This window comes from Bradyrhizobium sp. 63_E2_N1_3, assembly GCF_052076005.1.
In the GTDB taxonomy this organism is placed as follows: Bacteria; Pseudomonadota; Alphaproteobacteria; order Rhizobiales; family Xanthobacteraceae; genus Bradyrhizobium; species Bradyrhizobium barranii.
On record NZ_CP197235.1, the window covers coordinates 8,631,570 to 8,654,217 of the forward strand.

The 22,648-nt window shown below is 64.5% G+C and carries 22 protein-coding genes; 11 read left to right on the forward strand and 11 right to left on the reverse strand.

Annotated features, from left to right (window positions below; all coding sequences use genetic code 11):
- Positions 1–18: 18 nt before the first annotated feature.
- Both AB7531_RS41100 and AB7531_RS41105 read right to left on the reverse strand, forming a co-directional pair.
- Positions 19–351, reverse strand: a complete 333-nt coding sequence (locus AB7531_RS41100) for a PRC-barrel domain-containing protein (protein ID WP_063979896.1) — start codon at positions 349–351, stop codon at positions 19–21.
- Positions 352–419: 68 nt separating this feature from the next.
- Positions 420–1,205, reverse strand: a complete 786-nt coding sequence (locus tag AB7531_RS41105; protein ID WP_063979897.1) for an IclR family transcriptional regulator domain-containing protein — start codon at positions 1,203–1,205, stop codon at positions 420–422.
- 113 nt (positions 1,206–1,318) lie between these two features.
- Here AB7531_RS41105 and AB7531_RS41110 point away from each other — a divergent pair, with 113 nt between their 5' ends.
- Both AB7531_RS41110 and AB7531_RS41115 read left to right on the forward strand, forming a co-directional pair.
- Complete coding sequence (locus tag AB7531_RS41110) at positions 1,319–2,677, forward strand: aromatic ring-hydroxylating dioxygenase subunit alpha (RefSeq protein WP_063979898.1); 1,359 nt, start codon at positions 1,319–1,321, stop codon at positions 2,675–2,677.
- A 163-nt stretch (positions 2,678–2,840) separates the two neighbouring features.
- Complete coding sequence (locus AB7531_RS41115) at positions 2,841–4,277, forward strand: glutamine synthetase family protein (protein WP_063979899.1); 1,437 nt, start codon at positions 2,841–2,843, stop codon at positions 4,275–4,277.
- A 312-nt stretch (positions 4,278–4,589) separates the two neighbouring features.
- On the opposite strand, the gene AB7531_RS41120 is transcribed toward AB7531_RS41115, so the two are convergent.
- From AB7531_RS41120 to AB7531_RS41160, 9 genes are all read right to left on the reverse strand, one after another.
- Entirely contained in the window at positions 4,590–6,881 is a 2,292-nt protein-coding gene (locus AB7531_RS41120) for a TonB-dependent siderophore receptor (RefSeq protein WP_084794898.1), read from the reverse strand.
- Between the two features lie 110 nt (positions 6,882–6,991).
- The gene (locus AB7531_RS41125; protein WP_245328506.1) at positions 6,992–7,705 is read right to left on the reverse strand and encodes a helix-turn-helix transcriptional regulator; all 714 of its coding nucleotides are present in this window, start codon (positions 7,703–7,705) and stop codon (positions 6,992–6,994) included.
- Positions 7,706–8,017: 312 nt separating this feature from the next.
- Entirely contained in the window at positions 8,018–8,746 is a 729-nt protein-coding gene (locus AB7531_RS41130) for an ABC transporter ATP-binding protein (RefSeq protein WP_063979901.1), read from the reverse strand.
- Positions 8,739–9,506, reverse strand: a complete 768-nt coding sequence (locus AB7531_RS41135) for an ABC transporter ATP-binding protein (protein ID WP_063979902.1) — start codon at positions 9,504–9,506, stop codon at positions 8,739–8,741. Before AB7531_RS41135 ends, AB7531_RS41130 begins: the two co-directional genes overlap by 8 nt.
- Positions 9,499–10,443: a branched-chain amino acid ABC transporter permease gene (locus AB7531_RS41140; RefSeq protein ID WP_063979903.1), complete on the reverse strand. Its 945-nt coding sequence runs from the start codon at positions 10,441–10,443 to the stop codon at positions 9,499–9,501. Before AB7531_RS41140 ends, AB7531_RS41135 begins: the two co-directional genes overlap by 8 nt.
- Positions 10,440–11,357, reverse strand: coding sequence for a branched-chain amino acid ABC transporter permease (locus tag AB7531_RS41145; protein ID WP_008143427.1), 918 nt, complete (start codon positions 11,355–11,357; stop codon positions 10,440–10,442). Before AB7531_RS41145 ends, AB7531_RS41140 begins: the two co-directional genes overlap by 4 nt.
- 296 nt (positions 11,358–11,653) lie before the next feature.
- Complete coding sequence (locus AB7531_RS41150) at positions 11,654–11,872, reverse strand: hypothetical protein (RefSeq protein WP_008540920.1); 219 nt, start codon at positions 11,870–11,872, stop codon at positions 11,654–11,656.
- A 1-nt stretch (position 11,873) separates the two neighbouring features.
- Complete coding sequence (locus AB7531_RS41155) at positions 11,874–12,533, reverse strand: acyl-homoserine-lactone synthase (RefSeq protein WP_063979904.1); 660 nt, start codon at positions 12,531–12,533, stop codon at positions 11,874–11,876.
- 83 nt (positions 12,534–12,616) lie between these two features.
- Positions 12,617–13,354, reverse strand: a complete 738-nt coding sequence (locus AB7531_RS41160) for a helix-turn-helix transcriptional regulator (RefSeq protein ID WP_063979905.1) — start codon at positions 13,352–13,354, stop codon at positions 12,617–12,619.
- Between the two features lie 165 nt (positions 13,355–13,519).
- Here AB7531_RS41160 and AB7531_RS41165 point away from each other — a divergent pair, with 165 nt between their 5' ends.
- The 9 genes from AB7531_RS41165 (at position 13,520) to AB7531_RS41205 (ending at position 22,560) form a co-directional block, all read left to right on the forward strand.
- Positions 13,520–13,696 carry a hypothetical protein gene (locus tag AB7531_RS41165; RefSeq protein ID WP_014491261.1) on the forward strand — a complete coding sequence of 59 codons (177 nt, stop codon included), beginning with the start codon at positions 13,520–13,522 and terminating at the stop codon, positions 13,694–13,696.
- A gap of 249 nt (positions 13,697–13,945) precedes the next feature.
- Positions 13,946–14,884, forward strand: a complete 939-nt coding sequence (locus AB7531_RS41170; RefSeq protein ID WP_063979906.1) for a LysR family transcriptional regulator — start codon at positions 13,946–13,948, stop codon at positions 14,882–14,884.
- Positions 14,885–15,028: 144 nt separating this feature from the next.
- The gene (locus AB7531_RS41175; RefSeq protein WP_063979907.1) at positions 15,029–15,907 is read left to right on the forward strand and encodes a shikimate dehydrogenase; all 879 of its coding nucleotides are present in this window, start codon (positions 15,029–15,031) and stop codon (positions 15,905–15,907) included.
- A 58-nt stretch (positions 15,908–15,965) separates the two neighbouring features.
- Positions 15,966–17,096 carry an ABC transporter substrate-binding protein gene (locus tag AB7531_RS41180; protein ID WP_063979908.1) on the forward strand — a complete coding sequence of 377 codons (1,131 nt, stop codon included), beginning with the start codon at positions 15,966–15,968 and terminating at the stop codon, positions 17,094–17,096.
- Between the two features lie 238 nt (positions 17,097–17,334).
- A complete protein-coding gene (locus AB7531_RS41185) occupies positions 17,335–18,210 on the forward strand; it encodes a branched-chain amino acid ABC transporter permease (RefSeq protein ID WP_063979909.1) in 876 nt (291 codons plus the stop codon).
- Positions 18,207–19,205 (forward strand): branched-chain amino acid ABC transporter permease, encoded by a 999-nt coding sequence (locus AB7531_RS41190; protein WP_063979910.1) that lies wholly within the window; start codon positions 18,207–18,209, stop codon positions 19,203–19,205. Before AB7531_RS41185 ends, AB7531_RS41190 begins: the two co-directional genes overlap by 4 nt.
- Positions 19,202–19,945 (forward strand): ABC transporter ATP-binding protein, encoded by a 744-nt coding sequence (locus AB7531_RS41195; protein WP_063979911.1) that lies wholly within the window; start codon positions 19,202–19,204, stop codon positions 19,943–19,945. The genes AB7531_RS41190 and AB7531_RS41195 overlap by 4 nt, the downstream gene beginning before the upstream one ends.
- 9 nt (positions 19,946–19,954) lie before the next feature.
- A complete protein-coding gene (locus tag AB7531_RS41200) occupies positions 19,955–20,692 on the forward strand; it encodes an ABC transporter ATP-binding protein (RefSeq protein WP_063979912.1) in 738 nt (245 codons plus the stop codon).
- The gene (locus tag AB7531_RS41205; protein WP_063979913.1) at positions 20,689–22,560 is read left to right on the forward strand and encodes a bifunctional sugar phosphate isomerase/epimerase/4-hydroxyphenylpyruvate dioxygenase family protein; all 1,872 of its coding nucleotides are present in this window, start codon (positions 20,689–20,691) and stop codon (positions 22,558–22,560) included. The genes AB7531_RS41200 and AB7531_RS41205 overlap by 4 nt, the downstream gene beginning before the upstream one ends.
- Positions 22,561–22,648: the final 88 nt, after the last annotated feature.

A 22,648-nucleotide genomic window follows, 5' to 3' on the forward strand; every position in this document is an offset into this window, starting at 1 on the left:
CCTGCCGCAATCGCGCCGTCAGATCGACCAATAATTTGGGTGCGCGTAGGGCCGCGAACGATCGCCCCAGTCGAATTCGTCGCCGTCGAACTCGCTCGGTCCGCTGGCGAGTTCGTCCTGCGTCACCTCGACACGAAAAGCCTGCCGCGCGGGATCGTATTTCAGCGCGCCCCACTGCACAGGATAATGGTGGTGCGTGCCGAGCAGCCCGCCGGTCCTGATCACGGCGTAGGCGACCGTGCCGGTCACCTTGTCGAGCATCAGCCGCTCGATCGAGCCGAGCTTCGCGCCGTCGCGCCCGTAGACGCAGACGTGCTCCACGCGATCACTGGGAACCATGGTGTGTTTCATGGCGTCCTCCCTGTTGTCTTGCGTGACGAGATTATAGGCCCGCGGACGCGCGGCGCCAACGATCGTTGCTATAACAGCTGCGACCGCACGGACTCCGCGCCTTCGCGGAGCAGCGGGAGCAACCGGTCGATCAGCTCCCCTGCCGGCACGCGGTCGACATGGGCGCCCATGTTGATGGCGGCGACGATCACGCCGTCGTAGCGGCGCACCGGAACCGAGATCGAGCGGAAATGCGGCTCTGCCTCGCGATCGACCAGCGAATAGCCTTGCTCGCGATCGGCTGTGATGCTGGCCAGCAGCGCCTTCGGATCGGTCACCGTCTGCGGCGTCAACATCTCGCGCTTCGTTGTCTTCAGGCGTGCGGCAAGCGCTGCATCATCGAACTGCCCCAGCATGGCGCGGCCGACCGAGGTGCAGAACGCCGGCAGCCGGTAGCCGATCTCGAGCCCCCCCGAAAACATCCGCGCCGGGCTGCTGCGTGCGACAAACACGACGTCGTCGCCGTCGAGCACCGCGAGCGAGGCGATTTCCTGCGCTGCCGTGGCGACGCGATCGAGCACCGGCTGAAGCACGGCGACGAGGTGGCTGGAGCGCAGGTAGGACGCCGCGAGCGTCAGTACGTGCGGGGTCAGAGAGAACAGCTTTCCGTCGCCGGCGACGAAGCCGCCGCGCTGGAGCGTGAACAGCATGCGGCGCGCGGTGGCGCGCGGCAGCTCTGCCGCCCGGGCGAGATCGCTCAGCGTCATCGGGCCGGTGGTCGTGCCGAAACATTGCAGCAGGCGCAGGCCGCGATCGAGGCTCTCGACGAAATCCGTCGCCCGCTCTTCGCTTTCGCTTCGCTTCAGCTTGGGCATAGGTCCGGGAACATCCTGCAAAATATTGCTTGCCGCCGGACCAAGGCATGGCATAATTCGCCCATTCGTTCAATAGGCGAACAAACGCCTCTCCGACAAAGGACGCACCCGCCATGATGAGCCAGGAGCAGAACGACCTGATCACCCGTACCGGTCCGAAGGACCCCTGCGGCAAGCTGATGCGGAGCTACTGGCAGCCGGCGGCGCTGGTCGACGAGCTGGAGGGCGCGCGCCCGATCCGTCCCGTCAAACTGCTCGGCGAGAATCTGGTGCTGTTCCGCGACGAGAGCGGACGCTACGGCCTGATCGACCGTCACTGCGCCCATCGCGGCGCCGACCTCGCCTTCGGACGTCTCGAACATGACGGCCTGCGCTGCGCCTTCCATGGCTGGCTGTTCGACGCCACCGGCCAGTGCATCGAGACGCCGGCCGAACCGAAGGATTCAAAACTCTGCCAGAACATCCGCCAGCGCTCCTATCCCGTGGTCGAGAAGAGCGGCATCCTCTGGGCTTATCTCGGCGAGGGTGAGCCGCCGGCGTTTCCGGAGCTCGACTGCTTTGTCGCGCCCGGCACGCACACTTTTGCGTTCAAGGGCCACATGGCCTGCAACTGGCTTCAGGCGCTGGAGGTCGGCATCGATCCCGCGCACGCCTCCTATCTGCACCGCTTCTTCGAGGACGAGGATACGTCGACGGCTTATGGCAAGCAGTTCCGCGGCGCCTCCGCCGGCTCTGATCTGCCGATGACAAAGATCCTGCGCGAATACGACCGGCCGATCATCAATGTCGAACACACCGAATATGGCCTGCGGCTGATCGCGCTGCGCGAGATCGACGAGGAGCGCACCCATGTGCGCGTCACCAACCAGCTCTTCCCGCACGGCTTCGTCATCCCCATGAGCACGGAAATGACGATCACGCAGTGGCACGTGCCGGTCGACGACGAGAACTGCTACTGGTACGCGATCTTCACCAGCTACACCAACCCGGTCGACAAGCAGAAGATGCGCGATCAGCGGCTCGAGCTCTATGAGCTGCCCGACTACAAGTCGCGCAAGAACCGCGGCAACGATTACGGCTTCGATCCGCACGAGCAGGCGACCGCGACCTACACCGGCATGGGCAACGACATCAACGTGCACGACCAGTGGGCGGTGGAATCGATGGGCGCGATCCAGGACCGCACCAAGGAGCATCTCGGCTCCAGCGACAAGGCGATCGTGCAGTACCGCCGCCTGCTACGGGCTGAGATCGAAAAGGTCGGCGGCGGCGAAAAGCCGATGCTGTTCCTGGACGAGAGCAGGGCGCGCAGCATCCAGGGACCGGCCACCATGGACGGCATCGGGCCGACCCAGGGTTGGGAGCTCTACTGGATGGAGGTCGACGTCAAGCGCCGCCGCGGCGCACCTTGGGCCGCGCCGGTGCCGAAGGAGATCGCGGACAACGTGCACCGGCTGACGGCGGCGGAGTGATAATGCCGTCAATCAGCGGCGGGCGCCACATACTTCACTGTCATGCCCCGCGAAGGCGGGGCATCCAGTACGCCGCGGCCTCTCGTGGACACGTCGCCGTCTCTGGAATACTGGATCGCCCGCCTTCGCGGGCGATGACAGCACGGACTGAAGGAGCAACCGAGTGACTTTCGTCGCGCGTCATGCGCTGTGGTCGGATGAGCAGAGGGACGCCGCAGCGCGCCTGCGCCGCATCGTCGAGGAAAAGAACCTCGAGGTCATCCGCCTCGCCTTCCCGGACCAGCACGGCATTTTGCGCGGCAAGACCATCATCGCCGCCGAGGCGATCGCCTCGCTGGAGAGCGGCTGCTCCATCACCACGACCATGCTCGCCAAGGACACCTCGCACCGCACGGTGTTTCCGGTGTTCACGTCAGGCGGCGGATTCGGCATGAAGGAGATGGAGGGCGCGGCCGACGTGTTGATGGTCGCCGACCCAACCACGTTCCGCGTGCTGCCATGGGCGCCCGCGACGGGCTGGGTGCTCTGCGATCTCTATTTTGGCGACGGCCGTCCCGTGCCGTTCGCGACCCGCGGCCTCTATCGCAAGGTGCTCGATGATCTCAGCGGCCGCGGCCACGATTTCGTCGCCGGCCTCGAGGTTGAATTCCACATCTTCAAGCTCGACGACGCGCATATGCGGCCCGAGGATGCCGGCCAGCCCGGCACGCCGCCGTCGGTGAGCCTGCTCAGCCACGGCTATCAATACCTCACCGAGCAGCGCTTCGATCAGATGGAGCCGGTGCTGGAGATCCTGCGCCGCGATATCGTCGCGCTCGGACTGCCCTTGCGCTCGGTCGAGGTCGAGTTCGGGCCGAGCCAGTGCGAATTCACCTTCGCGCCGAAGAAGGGGCTGGAGCCCGCCGACAACATGGTGCTGTTCCGCTCTGCCGTGAAGCAGATCGCGCGCCGCCACGGCTATCACGCCACCTTCATGTGTCGGCCGAAACTGCCGAATATGTTCGCGAGCGGCTGGCACCTGCACCAGTCGATCGTCTCGCGCGCGTCTGGCGAAAATCAGTTCATGACGAAGGACGGCAGCGAGCCGCTCAGCGCGTTCGGCCGGGCGTACCTTGCCGGCCTGCTCGACCACGCCCGCGCCTCGACCGTGTTCACCACCCCGACCATCAACGGCTACAAGCGCTACCGCTCCTATTCGCTGGCGCCGGACCGGGCGATCTGGGGCCGCGACAATCGCGGCGTGATGATCCGCGTGCTCGGCGGCGCCAATGATGCCGCAACGCGCTTGGAGAACCGCATCGGCGAGCCCGCCGCCAATCCCTATCTCTACATGGCCTCCCAGATTCTCTCGGGCCTCGACGGCGTCGACCGCAAGCTCGACCCCGGCCCGTCCGCCGACACGCCCTACGAGACCAAGGCGCCGCCGTTGCCGAAGAGCTTGCGCGATGCGGTCGCCGCGCTGAAGGACGATCCGTTCTTCCGCGAGAAGTTCGGGCCTGAGTTCGTCGACTACTACACCCACATCAAGAATGCCGAGATCGACCGCTTCCTGTCAGAGGTGACCGACTGGGAGCACCGCGAATATTTCGAGGTGTTTTGAGGGAGATACGTCTCACGCCCGCGTGAGGCGACTTCGTCCGGTCTGTTCCGACGACATCACGGCGCTCGCCGACGAAGCCATTTTCCCTGTCCCTCGAAAACGGCCGGAAAGACTGGGGGCCTAATATCCTGCATATGATCAACAGTGGAGTTCGATCATGTGGGTTCAATTGTTCAGCCTGATCTACCGCCTGTCCTGCCGGACCACCTTGGTTGAAATCGGCACCCACCACCTGGCGCGTTAGTCGCCGGCGCCAGCGATTTGGGTAAGACATATTGACCGGATAACCGGGCTTCTCAGGCGCAAGCTGGTTCACCAGCGATAGCCGAGCGTTGCGATGACGGTCAGCGGCGCGCCGCGGTAGCAGTAACCGACCTGGCACGTGGTGTAGTGCAGATTGAACAGGTTCTTGGCATTGACCTGGAACTGGAGGCCCTTCAGCTCCTTCATCGCCTGGCCAAAATCATATTTCAGCGCCGCGTCGATCAGGGTTACCGAGCTGTTCTTGAACGTGTTCGCATCATCGCCGTAGCTCCAGGACATGTAACGCGCGCCGCCACCGACGCTCAATCCTGCAAACGGTCCGGCCAGCGGCAGGGCGTAGTTCGCCCACAGCGTCGCGGTATGCGGGGGATTGCCCGAGGGAAACTTGCCAATCAGCGAGTCGTCAGCGGCCTGCTTGGTCACCATGTCGAGATAGGTGTACGACGAGGTGATGTCGAAACCACCGCCCAGGCTGGCAAGCGCCTGCAATTCGAAGCCGCGGCTTTGAATCTCGCCACGCTGGACCGTCACGCCCGTCCCCGTCGTGACCAGGCCGCCGTCCTGGGTCAAATCGAACACCGCCGCGGCAATGAAGCTCCTCGTGCCCTGCGGCTGGTACTTCACACCGACTTCGGTCTGCTTGCCGGTGGTCGGCTTGAAGAAGGCGCCCGACGGATCGACGCCGAGATTGGGAAAGAACGAGGTCGAATAGGCAACGTAAGGCGCAACACCGGAATCGAACACATAGGTCAGCCCGGCTCGCCCGCTATAGGCCTGATCGGACTGCGTCTGCCGCGTCAGCGCGAACAGATCCTCGCCCGTGGTGCTGACCCAGTCGCTGCGGCCGCTCAATGTCAGGATCCAGTGATCGAGCCTGGCCTGGTCCTGAACATACACGCCGGACTGGGTTTGCCGCTGGGCCGTCGAGGACGAGATCGCGGGATCGGGAATGGATTCCGGCGCGTAGACCGGCGCGGCCAGGTTGAGATCGGAGACGCCGAAGCCGAATCCCTGCTTGTCGTTGAACTTCGACGCGGTGTAGTCGGTGCCGACCAGGAGCGTGTGCTGCACGGGCCCGGTCGATAGCCTGGCCTCGACCTGGTTGTCCATAATGGCCGATTGCAGCGTGTCGTGGACGTAGCCGGTGTAGCGTGAGACGACATTGCCCACCGGCGCGCCGAGAAAGCCCACATAGCGGGTGACCGCGTCGACATCGACGTAGCGGAATTTCTGGCGGACGGTCACGGCGTTGTTGAACGCATGCTCGAACAGATAGCCCACGCGTCCCTGCTCCTGGTCGAGCGAATTGTAGGACGGGCTGCCCGTGAAGATGTCCGTGGCGGTGCCGGTGCCCGTGGAGTAGGTGAACATGGATCCGGGCGTCTTCGACTTCTGATAGGACCCGAGAATCGTCAGGGTCGTCGATTGATCCGGCTTCCAGGTGACGGCGGGCGCGATGTAGGTCCTGTTATCCTTGCCGCCGGGCACGAACACGTTCGCGTCACGCATCACGCCGGTCAGCCGATACGAAAACTGACCGTTGGCATCGACCGGACCCGAAAGATCGAAATTGCCCTGGACGCGATCGCGGTCGCCAAACACCGTTTGCACCTCGTGAAACGGCTGGCTGGTCGGCAGCTTGCTCGACAGATCGATCAGTCCGCCCGGCGAGCCGAGCCCGTAGAGTGCCGAGCTCGGCCCACGGACCACGGTGATGCTGTCGACCCCATAAGGCTCGGTCTTGAACACGCTGAGACCTGCTCCGACGAGGCGCAATCCGTCGAGATAAACGCCGTTATAAGTGATGTCGAAGCCGCGGATCGCGATCGCGTCGAAACGCGGATCGTAGCCTGAAGCATCGATGCGGACGCCGGGTTCATAGCCAACTGCCTCCGTCAGCGTCTGGACGGCGCGGTCGTTGAGTTCCTTGCGCGTCACGACCGAGATCGACTGCGGCGTCTCGAGCAACGGCGTGTTGGTCTTGGTACCCGCCGAGCTGCTGTCTGCAACATAGCTGCTCTCGCTCGACGCGTTGGCGCGACCGGCACCGGCCTCGCGCGCGCCCGAATTTCTGGCTGGCGCGGGCCCGGCATTGCGTTGCGTCGCGATGCGGCCGCGCGACGACTGCGAAGCTCGCTGAGCGGGCTGGGTGCGCGGACGCGCCTGGATCGGTGCCTCCACCGTGACGGGAGGCAATGTCGCCGCCGTCGACGTTGCATTGGTCCCGGAGGTCTGTGCGACCGACGGCGTTGCGTGCAGGACTATTCCCAGGCCGGCCGCTCCCAGACCAGTTCTCGCCATCCGTTCCCAGCCGAGCATCCGCCCGTCGTTGCGCGTCATTGTCTTCCCCGAGTTCCGTGTTCGAACAACCCGGGAGTAACCAGATCGAGGCGCACACCGCCTTTGCGCGCGCGCAAATCACCTTTGATCGCACGTGGAGGCGTTCAAGTTTACTGACAGTGGCTCGGCGAATAGCCGAAGTGCCTGCGGAATGCCGTCGCGAAATTGGCCGGATGGGCATAGCCGACCCGAAAGGCCGCCTCGGTGACCGACAACCGTTGATGAATCAGAAGGTCACGTGCGGCATCGAGTCGGCGGGCCCGCAAATAGTCGATCGCGCTCTCGCCATACGCCATCTGGAATTTCTGGTTGAAGGACCGGCGGCTCAGCCCCGCATTCCGCGCCAGTTCGTCGATGCTCCAGGGATAAGCGAGATCGGCATCCATGCGCGCCTTGACCGATTGCAACCGCACCCGCTGGAGGTCGGCTGCAGGATCGAGCGCGATCCCGCGCTTGCCGAACAAGGCGTGGACCACGATCTCGGCGGCATGCGCCGACAGCAGCAATTGCGTCGCGTTTCCGGCCACCGGTGGCGAGAACATTTCTGCCGCGAGGGCCTGCACACGCGGAGACGCCGTGACAGAGACGATGGCCGTGCCCAACGCGTCGGTCTTGAACAGCGCCCGAACCTCGTCGCCGAGTCCAAGCCCGTCGATGGAGGCTTGCGGAAGCGCCAGGCCGATCGCGGGACGTTCGCCGCAGCGAACCGAGCCTCCTACGGCGACGGATTCGCGCACGGCAATCGCCGTCATCTGCCCTGCACCGGTTGTGCGCGTCAGAATGCCGCGGCCTGCGCCTTCATCGAGCGCAACGGAGATGAACAAGCCCGGCCCTACGATCGCTGGCCGATCGGGATCGGCGCGAAACTCACCTCTGATGAACACACAGCCCGGGAAATCCAGCCACTGAGGCGCTGTCGAAGCGCCTCGCTGTGCGGAGCCGATGATGTCGTCGTCAGGCCGTCCGGCAATTTGATTGTAAAAGTCCTGCATCGAATCCGCTACGCCGCGACATTGGCGGCTGGCGGCAACGCACTCAAGACCTCTGCGCGCAGTTTGGAGAGCTTCGAAACTGACGTCCTCGACGAGGTTCTGCGCGCGCGGCGATCCTGCACGGCAGTCAGATCCAGGAGCGCGTCAGATGCCCAGATATTTGTGCTGGAGATCCGGCTCGGCCATCAGCTCGACGGACGTGCCGCTCCACACCGTCTTGCCGCGCTCGATGATGTAGTGGCGGTCGCAGATGCGGGCGAGGTGGTCGACGTTCTTGTCGACGACCAGGATCGACTGTCCCCGGCTCTTCAGCAGCGACAGGCAATTCCAGATTTCTTCGCGGATCAGCGGCGCAAGGCCTTCGGTCGCTTCGTCCAGGATCAGCAGTTTCGGATTCGTCATCAACGCGCGGCCAATCGCGAGCATCTGCTGCTCGCCGCCGGAGAGCTGGTTGCCCATGTTGGAGGCACGTTCGGCGAGGCGCGGAAACATCACGTAGATCGCGGCGAGCGTCCAGGGATTGGGGCTAGCGAAGCGATCGGCCGCGGCCGCCACCAGGTTTTCGCGCACGGTGAGGTTCGGGAAGATCTGGCGCCCCTCAGGAACGAGACCGACGCCGAGTTTTGCAATTCTGTAGGATGGAAGCTGCCGCACTTCTGCGCCGGCGAAGCGGATCGTGCCTGATCGTGCCGGTGTCAGGCCCATGATGGAGCGGATGGTGGTCGTCTTGCCCATGCCGTTGCGGCCCATCAGCGAGACCATCTCGCCCGGCTTGATCGACAGCGACAGGCCGAACAGCACCTGGGAGAGGCCGTAGCAGGTCTCGATGCCGTCGACGTTGAGCAGCGTGTCAGCCATCGCCTTTTCAGACATGGTGCGTCACCACGTGCTGGTCGCCGAGATAGGCGCGCTTGACGTCCTCGTTGGCGCGGATCGCGGCCGGATCGCCCGAGGCGATGACGCGGCCATAGACCAGCACCGAGATGCGGTCGGCCAGCGCGAACACCGCCGGCATATCGTGCTCGACCAGCACGATCGAGACTTCCTTCCGCAGCTCCTGAAGCAGTTGCACCATGCGCTGGGATTCGGTGACGCCAAGACCCGCCATCGGCTCGTCCAGCAGCAGCAGCTTCGGCTTGCTCGCGAGCGCGACCGCGAGTTCGATCTGGCGGCGCTCGCCATGGCTGAGCCTGGACACCAGGACATCGGCGCGATGGCCGAGCCCGACGCGGTCGAGCGCGGCATGGGCGGCATCGCGCAGGCCCTTCTCCTTGCGCGCATTGGCGAAGAAGCGGAACGAGTGGCCTGCATGCGCCTGCGCCGCCAGCGCGACATTGTCGGCGGCGGTGAAGTCGAGCAGCAGCGAGGTGATCTGGAACGAACGGGCGAGCCCCAGCGCGCAGCGGCGATAGGCCGGCAGATAGGTGATGTCGCGACCGCCGAGCGAGACGCTGCCGGAATGCGGTTCGAGGTGCCCTGTGAGCTGACTAATCAGCGTGGTCTTGCCGGCACCGTTCGGGCCGATGATGGCGTGCAACTCGCCGCTAGCTACGTCGAGCGAGACGTTGTCCGTCGCAACGATGCCGCCGAAGCGGCGCACCAGTTTTTCGACGCGGAGCAGCGGTTCAGCCACGATTGAGCCTCCCGAGCAGGCCCATGATGCCGCCGCGGCCGAACAGCACGATCAGCAGCAAGAGCGGGCCCATGATCAGCGCCCAGTATTCGGTGATCTGCGACAGGAATTCTTCCAGCAGCAAAAACACCACCGCGCCCATCACCGGGCCGAACAGCGTGCCCATGCCCCCCAGGATCACCATCACCATGAGGTCGCCGGAGCGGGTCCAGTACATCACGGCCGGGCTGATGAAATCGGTGTTGTTGGCGAGCAGTGCGCCGGCAAGGCCGCACATCATACCGGAGATGACGAAGCAGACGAGCTGGTAGCGTTTTGCCGGAAAGCCGATCGCCTGCATCCGCTGCTCGTTGGAGCGCAGGCCCTGCAAGACGAGCCCGAAGCGCGAATTGGTGATGCGCCAGATCAGGACGATCACGGCGAACAGGCAGGCGAGGCAGAGATAATAGAACTGCGTGCGGTTCGACAGGTTGATCAGGCCGGAGAAGTCGCTGCGCTTGTAGACGGTGAGACCGTCGTCGCCGCCGTAACGCGCGAGGCCCGAGGCGACATAATAGGCCATCTGCGCGAAGGCCAGCGTGATCATGATGAAGTAGACGCCACGCGTACGAAGGGAGAGCGCGCCGATCACCAGGGCGTAGATCGCGGAAGCTGCGAGTGCGACCGGGAACTGGATGAAGCCGCTTCCGACGCCTTCCTGCGCGAGCATGCCGACCGCGTAGCCGCCGATGCCGAGATAGGCGGCGTGGCCGAAGCTCATCATGCCGCCAAAACCCATGATGAGGTTGAGGCTCGCGGCCGCCAGCGCCAGGATGACGATGCGGGTAAACAGCGTCAGGATGAAGATGTTGCCGGACAGCTGCGAATAGAGCGGCAGCAGCACGAGGCCCGCCAGCATCAGGGCCGTGACGGCCTTGCTCACAGTGAAAGCCTTCATCGACGGTTGGCCGGAAACAGCCCCTCCGGGCGCACCACCAGCACGATCGCCATCAGCAGATAGATCAGCATGGACGACAGTGCGGGCGCGGCGGTGGAGGCGGCGGCGCCGCTCAGCACCTGCCGCAACAGGTTGGGCAGGAAGGCGCGGCCGAGCGTGTCGATCATGCCGACGAAGATCGCGGCGAGGAACGCGCCACGGATCGAGCCGATGCCGCCGATCACGATGATGACGAAGGCGAGGATCAGGATGTTCTCGCCCATGCCGATCTGCACGGTGAGGATCGGCGCCTGCATCAGGCCGGCGAGGCCGGCGAGCGCGGCGCCCAGGCCGAACACCAGCGTATAGAGCAGCTTGATGTTGATGCCGAGCGCACCGATCATCTCGCGGTTGGAGGCGCCGGCGCGGATCAGCATGCCGATGCGGGTGCGCATCACGCCGAGATAGAGCAGCAGCGCGACCAGCAGCGCCACCACGATGATGGCGAGACGATAAGCGGGATAGTGGATGCCGGGCAGGATCGGCACCGGCACCGTGAGCCAGGCCGGCAGCGGCAGCGCAAGCCCGGCCGGACCCCAGATCAGCCGCACGGCTTCATTGAAGAACAGGATCAGGCCGAAGGTCGCGAGCACGTGGTCGAGATGGTCGCGCCCGTAGAGATGCCGCAGCGCCGACATCTCCAGCACGATGCCGAGCACCAGAGTCGCGCCGAGCGCCAGCAGCGCACCGAGCAGGAAGCTGCCGGTCCAGGCCGCAAAGGTCGCGGCGAAATAGGCGCCCATCATGTAGAGCGAGCCGTGCGCGAGGTTGACGAGATCCATGATCCCGAACACCAGCGTCAGGCCGGCGGCGAGCAGGAACAGGAGCAGGCCGAACTGCAATCCGTTCAAGAACTGTTCGACGACGAGCAGCATCAAAACTCTTTCAGGCGCACGCGGTGTCGCGCCGATGTTCGAACACGGTCGCCATCAGTGAAAGAGCTCCCCCTGCCTCTTCAAGGCGGAAAAATGGGTAATGGCAGTATCGTTCCGAGGCAAGAGCGATTCAACACCAGACATGCACTTTGTTGCATGCCGGTGCATGCGATCGAAATTGGCCTTGCAAGAAGGCTGCCGCACAGGATGGGTCAACCTGCCGCACCCAAACGATCGCCCTCCCCCAGGCATGCCTGGGAGAGGGCGCGAAGGTCGACGGAAGTAGGAGAAGGCGTCTAGTGCGACGTCATCTGCCGGGGGAGATCATCCGGCTCGGCCAGCACGCTGTTGGCCGTCGAGGCTTCCAGCGCCGCCATACGGAACAGATAGGCGAGCGTTGCCAATCCGGTGTCTTCCGCCATCTGCGCCAGCTCGAGCGCCATGTCGGACATGTAGCCGAGATTCTCGTCCTTGGTCTGCGCCATGATCTGGCTGTCCCGCATCATGTTCGACATTTCAGGCGCTCTTTCGTTGTGCGGCAGCAAGGCCGCAGAGGTTGGCACGGGCGACGGCGTCCAGACGCGGGCCGTCTTGTTGTACGATCGAATCCATGCCGATGCGATCATGCAGGGCATCGAGGGTCTCGCGGCGAATGTCGATGGTCGCCGCCATGGTCCAGGCGTTCTCCACCAGCGCGGGCAGACCAAGCGGCGTCACGACGAAGCCGGCCTCATGGAAGCGCGGCAGCCACCAGGTCTCCATGATCGCGCTGACCTGCGCGATTCCCTGATCGAGGCAGAACTCCTGCACCGCTGCCATCAGTTGCAGGTTGAGAGTGCCGTCGCGGCGATCGCGCACGACAAAGTAGCGCGACCATTCCCAGACCAGCGGATTCGCAGGGCAGCCGCGAACCGATGCCAGATGCGGGAAGACCTCGCTCATCATCGAGGGTTTGGTGGTGGGGTAGAGCCGGTGACCGCCGACGACGCGCCGGCCTTCCAGCGCGAGCAGATAGACGGTGTCCTCGTCGTCGTAGGAATCGACCTCGCGGCAATCAGGCCGGCGCAGCGTCTCCCAGTGCCGCTCCTCGACGAAGATGTCGTGGCGTAGTCGGAAGTGCTGCTCGAGTACGTCTTCGTAAAGGTGGCGATTGACCGAAGAAATTGCGTGAATCATGAAAACCCCCATTCAGCCGGAATGAGGGGCAGCCTCTGCGAAAAGAGGCAGGTTCGATATTGGGAAATTTCCCAGTACGTCGCTTAGGGATTGATGAGCTTGTTGCGAATCGCCAGTGCAACCGCATGCGTACGGTTGACGGCGCCGAGTTTGCGCGCGGCGGTTGCAAGATGCTCTTCTGCGGTGCGCTGCGTGATGTGCAGGATCTCGCCGATCTCCCAGGCCGACTTGCCCTGCGAGGCCCAGGCGATCACCTCGCGCTCTCGCGGGGTGAGACGCGTCGACAGATGCGGCGCCGGATCCAGCAGGCGGCGAATATGGTCGAAGCCATACATTGCCATCAGGTGCAGTGCCGGCTTGCTGCGGGGATTGAGGTCGAGATGGACGCCGCCGAGCGACACCGCCGCCTCGTAGCCGGTGAGCCCGTGGATCGGCACGATGAAGCCGCGCGACATGCGAAAATCGCCGGCGCGGTTCATCACCTCGGCCGCGCTCGGCTCGAGCTCGGCATCATAGGGCGCTTCCGACCACTCGAACGGATTGACCGATTGCCGGCACAGCCGCACCACGGGGTCGACGCGGTCGTAATTGTTCTGGGTGTAGAGATTGAACCATCCTGCCGGCCAGCGCTTGGCGAGCACCATCTGCGCGAACCGCTGATCGGGATTCGGCAACCCCGTCACGATGATGGTCTCGAAGCCGAAGCGACCGAACGCCGCCTCAAGCGCATTCATGGCGTCCGGTACCTTGCGATAGGTCCCCAGGCCTTCGATGAAGTCGAGCGCTTCCCGGCCATAATCTACGGCGTCTACGGCGGACATCGGTGCGTTTCCTGAGCCTCGCCGTCGGTATAGCACGTATTTGGGAGCTGCCTCAATTCGCTGCTTCCGTAGTTTACCGGCCCTCGTCTGCACCCGAGATTTAATCTACTTGTGGAGGAAGTGACGTCAAGTTACACCTATGGCGTCTGAAGCGGGAAAATCACGATGGAAGACGAGGACATCGCCCTCAACAGCGTGCTCGGCCTGGAACTCAACCGCGTGTTTTTCGCCGTCCGCGAAACGGCAAACAAGCAGAAGATCATCGAGTACGCGCGCGAAGTGCTGCAGCGCGAACGCGCGGAGCGGCCCGGCAGCGCGTCGCCCGAGAGCCCGGCGAGCTAGAACGCGGTTACAGGTGAGGCATACGTTCTGCGCGAGCGGCGCCCTTCCATTCGAACGTGCCGATTTTGGCCGAAACATTCTGACTGCGAAGTTAATCAGCAATTGTTGCCGGTGAGCGAGCTGCGCTCTTACCCTCCCCTGGAGGGGGAGGGTGAAGCGCCGCCCGCTCCGTCGCACACTTGCCGCTGGATGACATCACGGCTCTCGTGAGATGATCGCCACCACGATCCTCTTTGGGATGCCCACGACATGATGACGCTGCGCCAGGTTGAAGTGATCCGTGCCGTGATGGTGACGGGTACCATCGGCGGCGCGGCGAAGCTGCTCAACGTGTCGGCGCCGGGGATCAGCCGGCTGGTCAAATACACCGAGCGCACGCTCGGCATCCGCTTCTTCCAGCGCCAGAACGGGCGCTATTTCCCGACGCCGGAAGCCGAGAACATCTTTGAGCAGATCAACGGCGTCTACAAGAAGGTCGACGACCTCTCCGAGCTCATCTCCAAGATCGGCCGCGGCGGTTTGTCGGAATTGCGCATCGGCTCGGTGCCGAGCATCTCCCAGGTGATGGTGCCGCGCGCGATCGAGCGCGTCCGGCGCCGCTATCCCGATCTCGGCATCGACATCAACATCCTCAAGCTCGAGGAAGCCATCGACTACCTCCTGCTCGGCCGCGGCGAGTGCGTGGCGATGAGCTACCGGCTCGAGCATTCCGGGCTCGACTTCATGCCGCTCGCCTCGGGTGAGCTCTATTGCATCGTGCCGCCGGGTCACGAGCTTGCCGGCCGCAAGCAGGTCTCGGCCGCCGAGATCACCCGCTATCCGCTGATCGGCATCGATCCCAACGATCCCTACGGCCGGATCATGGCCGGGATCTTTGCGCGCCACCGGCTCGACTACAACATCACGATCCGCGCGCGCTTCGGCACCACGGTGTGTGCGCTGGTGAAGGCGGGGCTCGGCATCGCCATCATCGACCAGTTCACGGTGGCCCATGGCGGCTATCCGGGAATCGAGCTGTTGAAGATCACCGAGCCGACGCGGTTCGAGACCTATATCGCGGTGAAGCGCGGCGCGCCGCTGTCGCTCCATGTCGAGTATTTCATCGAGTCCCTGCGCGCCGAGATGCGCGCGGTGGAGCCGTCCCGCAGCGAGGGCAACGCCGCCCCGGCACGCGCGCGGAAGAAATAACATTATGTTAGGTTTGCCCAATAAATGGGTAATTGTGTTAGGCACGGGAAAGGCTATCGTCGCAACTGGAAGCCCCCTTGGAATTGTGCGGATTTCCCCGCTAATGGCCAGGACCCAACGCTCCCAACGAGACGATAGCCAACCATGTCCAAGCGCGGATACGCCGCCAGCAAGAAGCTTCTCACCGGCCTAATCGGGGCGCCGATCGCGCATTCCGCCTCCCCTGCCATGCACGAGCGGGCCGCCGAGGCGCTCGGCCTGCGCGGTCACTACCAGCTCATCGAGGTCGCCGGCGCCGATGCGGCCGGGCTCCGCATGATGCTCGAGGGCGTGCGGCGGCTCGGCTTTGCCGGCGTCAACGTGACTTACCCTTACAAGGAAGCGGTGGTCCCGCTGCTCGACGAGCTGGCGCCGGGCGCGGCCGCCATGGGCGCGGTCAACACCGTCGTCGTCAGGGACGGCCGGCTGATCGGCCACAACACCGACACGACCGGGTTTGCGCGCGCGGTCGCGCCGCTGTTGGCACCGTCCGGAAATGCAGTCGCCGTGATCGGAACGGGCGGCGTCGGCAAGGCAATCGCCTTTGCGCTGGCGAGCCTGAAGGTCTCCGGCCTCCGCATTTTCGACAGCGAGACGGCGCGCGCCGAAAAGCTCGCTTCATTGCTTGCCAGGCACGGCGGCGCCACGGTGGCGAAAAGCGTCGAGGACGCGCTCGATGGCGCAACCGGCCTCGTCAACGGCACGCCGGTCGGCATGCTGCCGAACCGGGGCATGCCGGTCCCGGCGGCCTTGCTGCACGAGAAAATGTGGGTCGCGGACGCCGTCTATTCGCCGCTGATCACGCCGCTGCTGGCGGCGGCACAGGCCAAGGGCGCGCGGATCATGACCGGGCGGGAGCTCGCGATCTACCAGGCCGCTGACGCCTTCGAATTGTTCACCGGCCTTGCCCCATCGACCGAGGTCATGGGAGAGGCATTTGACGAGGTGATGGCGGCACGAAGCGCGGCCTACCACGCCGCGTAACCGAAGCGGCCGGACACAAGGCCGCGGACAACATCAACGAAAAATGGGAGGAGTGACCATGAAATCGACCCTAGTGGCAGGCGCCTTGCTTGCCTTCGCGACTGCAACCAGCGTCCATGCGCAGGCGATCAAGCTCGCCGACGTCGCCGAGCTCTCGGGCGGCGGCGCCACCGTCGGCACCAACTGGAAGAACGGCATCGACCTCGCGATCGAGGAGATCAACGCCAAGGGCGGCGTGCTCGGACGCAAGCTGGAGGTCACCCATGCCGATTCGCAGTCCAACCCCGGCGTTGCCCGCGCCCAGGTGCAGAAGGCGCTCGACGCCGAGCCCTATGTGCTGCTCGGGCCCGGCTATTCCGGCTCGGTCAAGGTGACGGCGCCGCTCGCGGCCGAGGCCGGCATCGCTCAGATCATGGGCGGCGAAGCCGCCGAGCTGACGCAAGCCGGCAACAAGTTCCTGTTCCGCACCTCGTTCGGCCAGCAATCGTCGATGCCGAAGGTCGCAAAGTACATCCACGACGACATGAAGGCGAAGACGGTCGCGGTGGTCTGGGTCAACAACGACTTCGGCCGTGGCGGACGCGACGTCGTCGTGAAGGAACTCGACCGGCTTGGTTCCAAGGTGGTCGCCGATCTCTCGACTGAAGCGGGACAAGCCGACTTCGCCGCCGACGTCGGTAAGATCAAGGCCGCCAATCCCGACGCCGTGTTCGTCTACCTGAATGAAGAAGAGAGCGCGCGCATCCTGAAAGAGCTGAAGCGCCAGGGCGTCACCGCGCCGCTGATGGGCGAGACCACGCTGATCGGCCAGAAGGTGATCGAGCTCGCCGGCGATGCCGCCAACGGCGCGCGCGGCCATGTCGGCCTCACCACGGACGCACCGGTCGACCTGATCAAGGCGTTCCGCGACAAGTTCGCCAAGAAGTACAATTACGTGCCCGACCATAACGGCCTGAAGGGCTATCTCGCCGTCTACATGGTGAAAGCCACCACCGAGAAGATGGGGAAGGTCGACAGCAAGGCGTTCGCCGACACGCTGCACGGCCTGACCATCAAGGCCGCGGACGAGCCGGGCATCCTGATGGACGTCACCTTCAGCGAGACCGGCGACATCGACCGGCAGAGCTTTCTGGTCGAGGTGGTCGAAGGCAAGCAGGTGGTGAAGCAGGTGCTGCCGAAGGTGAAGTGACGATCTTCGCTCTCCCCGCGCCCGTCCCGCCGAAGCTTCAGCGAAGGCGGATGCGGCGAGAGATCTCTCCTCTCCTCTCCCTCTCCCCGCTCTTCGCGGGGAGAGGGGCGGGGTGAGGGGTGATTCTGCAAGGACGGTGAGAGATGGGCTCGCGGATAGTGCCCCTCACCCCGCCCTCTCCCCGTAAGAACGGGGCGAGGGAGACGACAGAGCTGGGCGAGGGACAGGAGAGGGGAAAATGTCCAATCTGTTCGATCTTCTGGTCGCGGGACTAGCCACTGGCGCGATCTATGCGCTGGTCGCGGTCGGCTTCACGCTGCTGTGGCAGACCTCGCAGACCATCAATTTCGCGCAAGGCGAGTTCGTGATGCTGCCGGCGTTCCTGATGCTGGCGGCGATGCATGCCGGCGCGCCGTTCTGGCTTGCGATCATCCTCGGCATCCTGCTCTCGATGCTCCTGCTGGGCCTCGCCTTCAAGATGCTGCTGGTCGATCCGATGATGCGCCATGGCGTGCTGCCGCTGGCGATCGCGACGATGGCGCTCGCGATCGGCATCAAGGAGGCCGTGAAGCAGTTCTTCAGCGCGGAGGCCTCGCCCTTCCCATCGATCGTGCCGACCGGTGATATCTCCATTCTCGGACATGCCGTCTCGCTGCAAAGCATCGGCGTCCTCGTCCTCGCCATTCTTGCCGTCTTCGGCCTGACGAGCCTTCTCAACCGCACGTCGCTCGGTCACCAGATGCAGGCGGCGGCGCAGAACCCGACGGTGGCGCGCATCATCGGCGTCCCGGTCGAGCGCATGATCCTGCTGACGTTCCTGATCAACGCCTTCCTGGTCGCGCTGGCGTCGCTTTTGATTACACCGATCTACCTCGCAAAATTCTCCTCCGGCGAAGTGCTGGGCCAGGCCGCCTTCATCGCCGCGATCGTCGGCGGCTTCAACCAGGTGCGCGGCGCCATCGCCGGCGGCCTCCTGATCGGCGTGCTCGACAATCTCGCAGCCGCCTATGTCTCGACGCAGTACCGCGCCGCCGTTCCGATGATCTTCCTGATCGCCGTCATCCTGTTCCGGCCGCAGGGCTTGCTCGGCCGCGCCGAGGAGCGCACCGTATGAGCGGCTTCGCCAAACCGTTGAAGATCGCGCTCGGCCTCATCGTCATTGCCGGCCTGATCATCGTCCCCATGAACTTCAACCGCTACGGCCTGTTCATCCTGAGCCAGTGGGCGGTGATGAGCATCGCCGCGATGGGGCTCAATTTGACACTCGGCTATGCCGGCCAGGTCTCGCTGGCGCAAGGCGCCTTCGTCGGGATCGGCGCCTATGCGGCAGCGATCATGACGACCCATGGCTGGCCGCTGCCGGCGGCGATCGTGGTCGCGATTGCCTTGAGCTTCGCGGTCGGCTGGGTGCTCGGCTATCCCGCGCTGCGCGTGCAGCACCATTACCTCGCCTTCGTCACCCTCGCCTTCTCCACCCTCGCCTTCCTGGTGTTCCGCAACGAAAGCTGGCTCACCGGCGGCATCTACGGCATCTCCAACATTCCCCGGCCGCACATCTTCGGCATCGCGACCAACAAGCCGCTGCCGTTCTATTATGTCTGCCTCGGCTCGCTTGCGATCGTGTCGCTCGCGGTGTGGTGGCTGATCCTCTCGCCCTGGGGCCGCGCCTTCATGGCATTGCGCGAAAATCCGCTGCGCGCGCAGTCGCTCGGCGTCGACACAAGGCGCTATACGCTGATGGCCTTCGCGATCGGCTCGGCGCTCGGCGGCGTTGCCGGCGCGCTGTATGCGCCGCTGACGCAATATATCGATCCCGTGCCGTTCAACCTGTCGCTCTCGCTCGACCTCTTGATGATGGTGATCGTCGGCGGTGCCGGCTTCTACTTCGGCCCCTTCCTCGGCGCGATGATCGCGGTGCTGTTGCCGGAATGGCTGCGCTTCACGGAAGGGTATTATCTGATGCTCTACGCGGTCGCGGTGATGCTGCTGTTGATCTGGTCGCCGACCGGCATTCTGGGAATTCTCGATCGCTATCTCGCCGAGCGCCGCACCAAGGCGGCCTCCGCGCTGCGGGCCGTGGCAAAGTCCCGGCTGGAGACGGTGCAATGAGCGCGGTCCTGGAAGTCACCGGCATCAAGAAGAATTTCGGCGGCATCAGCGCGGTCGACGGCGTCTCATTCGACGTCCGCGAGGGCGAGATCCTCGGCCTGATCGGCCCGAACGGCTGCGGCAAGTCGACCCTGTTCAACTGCATCCTCGGCCAGCTCACACCATCAGGCGGCGAGGTCAAGCTCGACGGCAAGGTGGTCACGGGCCTGCGTCCTGCCGAGCTCAACAAGCTCGGGGTCAGCCGCACCTTCCAGCTCCTGCAGGTCTTCCCAAAGCTCTCGGTGCGCGAGAACCTGATCCTCGCAGGGCAGGAGCACCAGGGCAATATGGCCTCGCGCCTGGTCGGCCGCTCCGATGCCGGGTTGACCGAGGTCGCCAACCAGATGATCGGCTTCTTCAAGCTCGACCATCTCGCCGACGAGCCGGCCGGCGGGCTCTCCTATGGCCAGCAAAAACTGCTCGATGCCGCGATGGCCTTCATGGGCGGCCCGCGCCTCGTCCTGCTCGACGAGCCCGCCGGCGGCGTCAACCCGTCGATGCTGTCGGACCTGAAGGACCGCCTGGTCGCGATCAACCGCGAGAAGAACGCCACCTTCGTCGTGATCGAGCACAACATGGAATTCGTGATGTCGCTGTGCTCGCGCGTGATGGTGATGGCGGAGGGCAAGGTGCTGGCGATGGGGCGGCCGGACGAAGTGCGGAAAAATCCCGCCGTGATCGAAGCCTATCTCGGACATTAGGAAGCCATCATGAGCGACCCGATCCTCTCGGTTCACAATCTCGTCGGCGGCTACGGCAAGATGACGATCCTGAACGGCACCACCTTCGCCGTGCCGCAGGCCACCATCACCACCATCATCGGTCCCAACGGGGCCGGCAAGTCGACGGTGTTCAAGGCGATCTTCGGCCTGTTGAAGCTGCGCGAAGGCAAGATCAGCTTTGCCGGCCGTGACGTCACCAATCTAAGTCAGCGCGCGCTGCTCAATGCCGGCATCTGCTACGTGCCACAGGGCCGCAACATCTTTCCCGAACTGTCGGTGCGCCACAATATCGAGCTCGGCGGAGTCTCCGCCGGCAAGGGCATCGACCTGCCCGCACGCATCGAAGCCGCACTCGACCTGTTTCCCGCGCTGCGCCGCAAGTCGGCGCAGCAGGCCTCCACGCTCTCCGGCGGCGAGCAGAAGCAGCTTGAGATCGCGCGCTCGCTACTGCTCGAGCCAAAGCTCGTGCTGATCGACGAGCCCTCGATCGGCCTGTCGCCGCTGATGGTGCAGCAGACCTTCGACATCCTGAAGAGCTTGCGCGACCGCGGCGTCACGATCCTGATGATCGAGCAGAACGCGCGCTCGGCGCTGGAGATTTCCGACATCGGCATCGTGCTCGAGCTCGGCCAGACTCGCATGGTCGACAGCGCGAAACGCATTTTGAACGATCCGCGCATCGGCCAGCTCTTTCTCGGCGGCGCCATGGAGGACAACGCAGCATGAACAAGCGCTCGATCGCGACCGTCTCGCTCTCAGGCAGCCTGGACGAAAAGCTCCGCGCCATCGCATCAGCCGGGTTCGACTCGGTCGAAATCTTCGAGAACGATCTGCTGTCGTTCGGCTCCGGCCCGCGCGAGGTGGCGCAGCTGTGCAAGGACCTCAATCTCGAGATTTGCGCATTCCAGCCGTTCCGCGATTTCGAGGGCATGCCGGAGCCGCAGCGGACACGCAACTTTGCCCGCGCCGAGCGCAAGTTCGACCTGATGCAGGAGCTCGGCACCGACCTCCTGCTGATCTGCTCCAACGTCTCGCCCGCCTCGCTCGGCGGCATCGATCGCGCCGCGGACGATTTTCGCGAGCTAGGCGAGCGCGCGGCCAAGCGCGGCTTGCGCGTCGGCTATGAGGCGCTGGCCTGGGGCCGCCATGTCAACGACTACCGCGATGCCTGGGAGATCGTGCGGCGCGCCGATCATCCCGCGATCGGCGTCATCCTCGACAGTTTTCACGCGCTCGCGCCCGGCTTTCCGGTACGCGCCATGGCCTCGATCCCCGGCGACAAGATCTTTCTGGTGCAGCTCGCGGATGCGCCAAAGCTCGAGCTCGACATCCTCTCATGGAGCCGGCACTTCCGCTCCTTCCCCGGCCAGGGCGACCTCCCGGTCGGCGAGTTCATGCAGGCGATCGCGGCGACCGGCTATGCCGGGCCGCTGTCGCTCGAAATCTTCAACGACCAGTTCCGTGCCGGCTCGGCCGCGCAGACCGCGGTCGACGGCCTGCGTTCGCTGATCCTGCTGGAGGACCAGCTTGCACCGGATTGGCCGAAGCTTGCCGGCGAGCCGCTGGCGCCGAAGGCCAAGAGCCACGGCACCGGCTTCATCGAGTTTGCCGTCAACGAGACCAAGGCGGTCGACCTCGCCCGCCTGTTCGCGCAGCTCGGCTTCCGCAGGACGGGCAAGCATCGCAGCAAGGCCGTGGAGCGCTGGTCGCAGGGCAAGGTCGAGCTCGTGATCAATTGCGAGACCGACGGCTTTGCGCATTCGCATTACGTCACGCACGGCCCCGGCGTCTGCGCGATTGCGCTCGACGTCGACAATGCCGGTCTTGCCATGCAGCGCGCCGAAGCGCTGAAGACGCGCACCTTCTACCAGCCGGTCGGGCCGGGCGAGCTGGAGATTCCCGCGATCCATGGCGTCGGCGGCAGCCTGCTCTATTTCCTCGATCAGGCCGGCAAGAACTGGGACACCGATTTCGAGCCGGTCGCAAGTGACGCGAACGCCGACGCCCTGCTTGCCGTCGATCACATCGCGCAGTCGATGCCCTACGACGAGATGCTGTCCTGGCTGCTGTTCTACACTGGCATCCTCGACCTGAAGCGGCTGCCGCAGATGGAGATCGCCGACCCGCGTGGCCTCGTGCAGAGCCAGGCGGTCATCAACGCCGACCAGAGCCTGCGCTTCGTGCTCAACGGCTCATCCGCCAACCGCACCCTGCCGGCGCGCTTCATCTCGGAGTTCTTCGGCTCGGGCGTGCAGCACGTGGCGTTCTCCTGCCGGGACATTTTCGCGACGGTCGCCGCGATGCGCAAGCGTGGCGCGGATTTCCTGGATATCCCTGACAATTACTACGACGACATCGAAGCCAAATATGACCTCGCGCCCGACCTGATGGCGCAGCTGCGCGCCAACCACATCCTCTACGACCGCGAAGGCGACGGCGAGTTCTTCCAAGTCTACACCCACATCTTCGATGAGCGCTTCTTCTTCGAGATCGTGGAGCGACGGGACTATCAGGGATTCGGCGCAGCCAATGCCGGGATCAGGCTCGCGGCGCAGGCCCGCGAGGTAAGACCTGCGAGCATGCCGCGGGTGTAGGTCTTCGCCTCTCCGCGCCTGCGGGGAGAGGCCGGAATTTGCGGCAGCAAATTCCGGATGAGGGGGACTCTCCGAGAGTCATATGTCC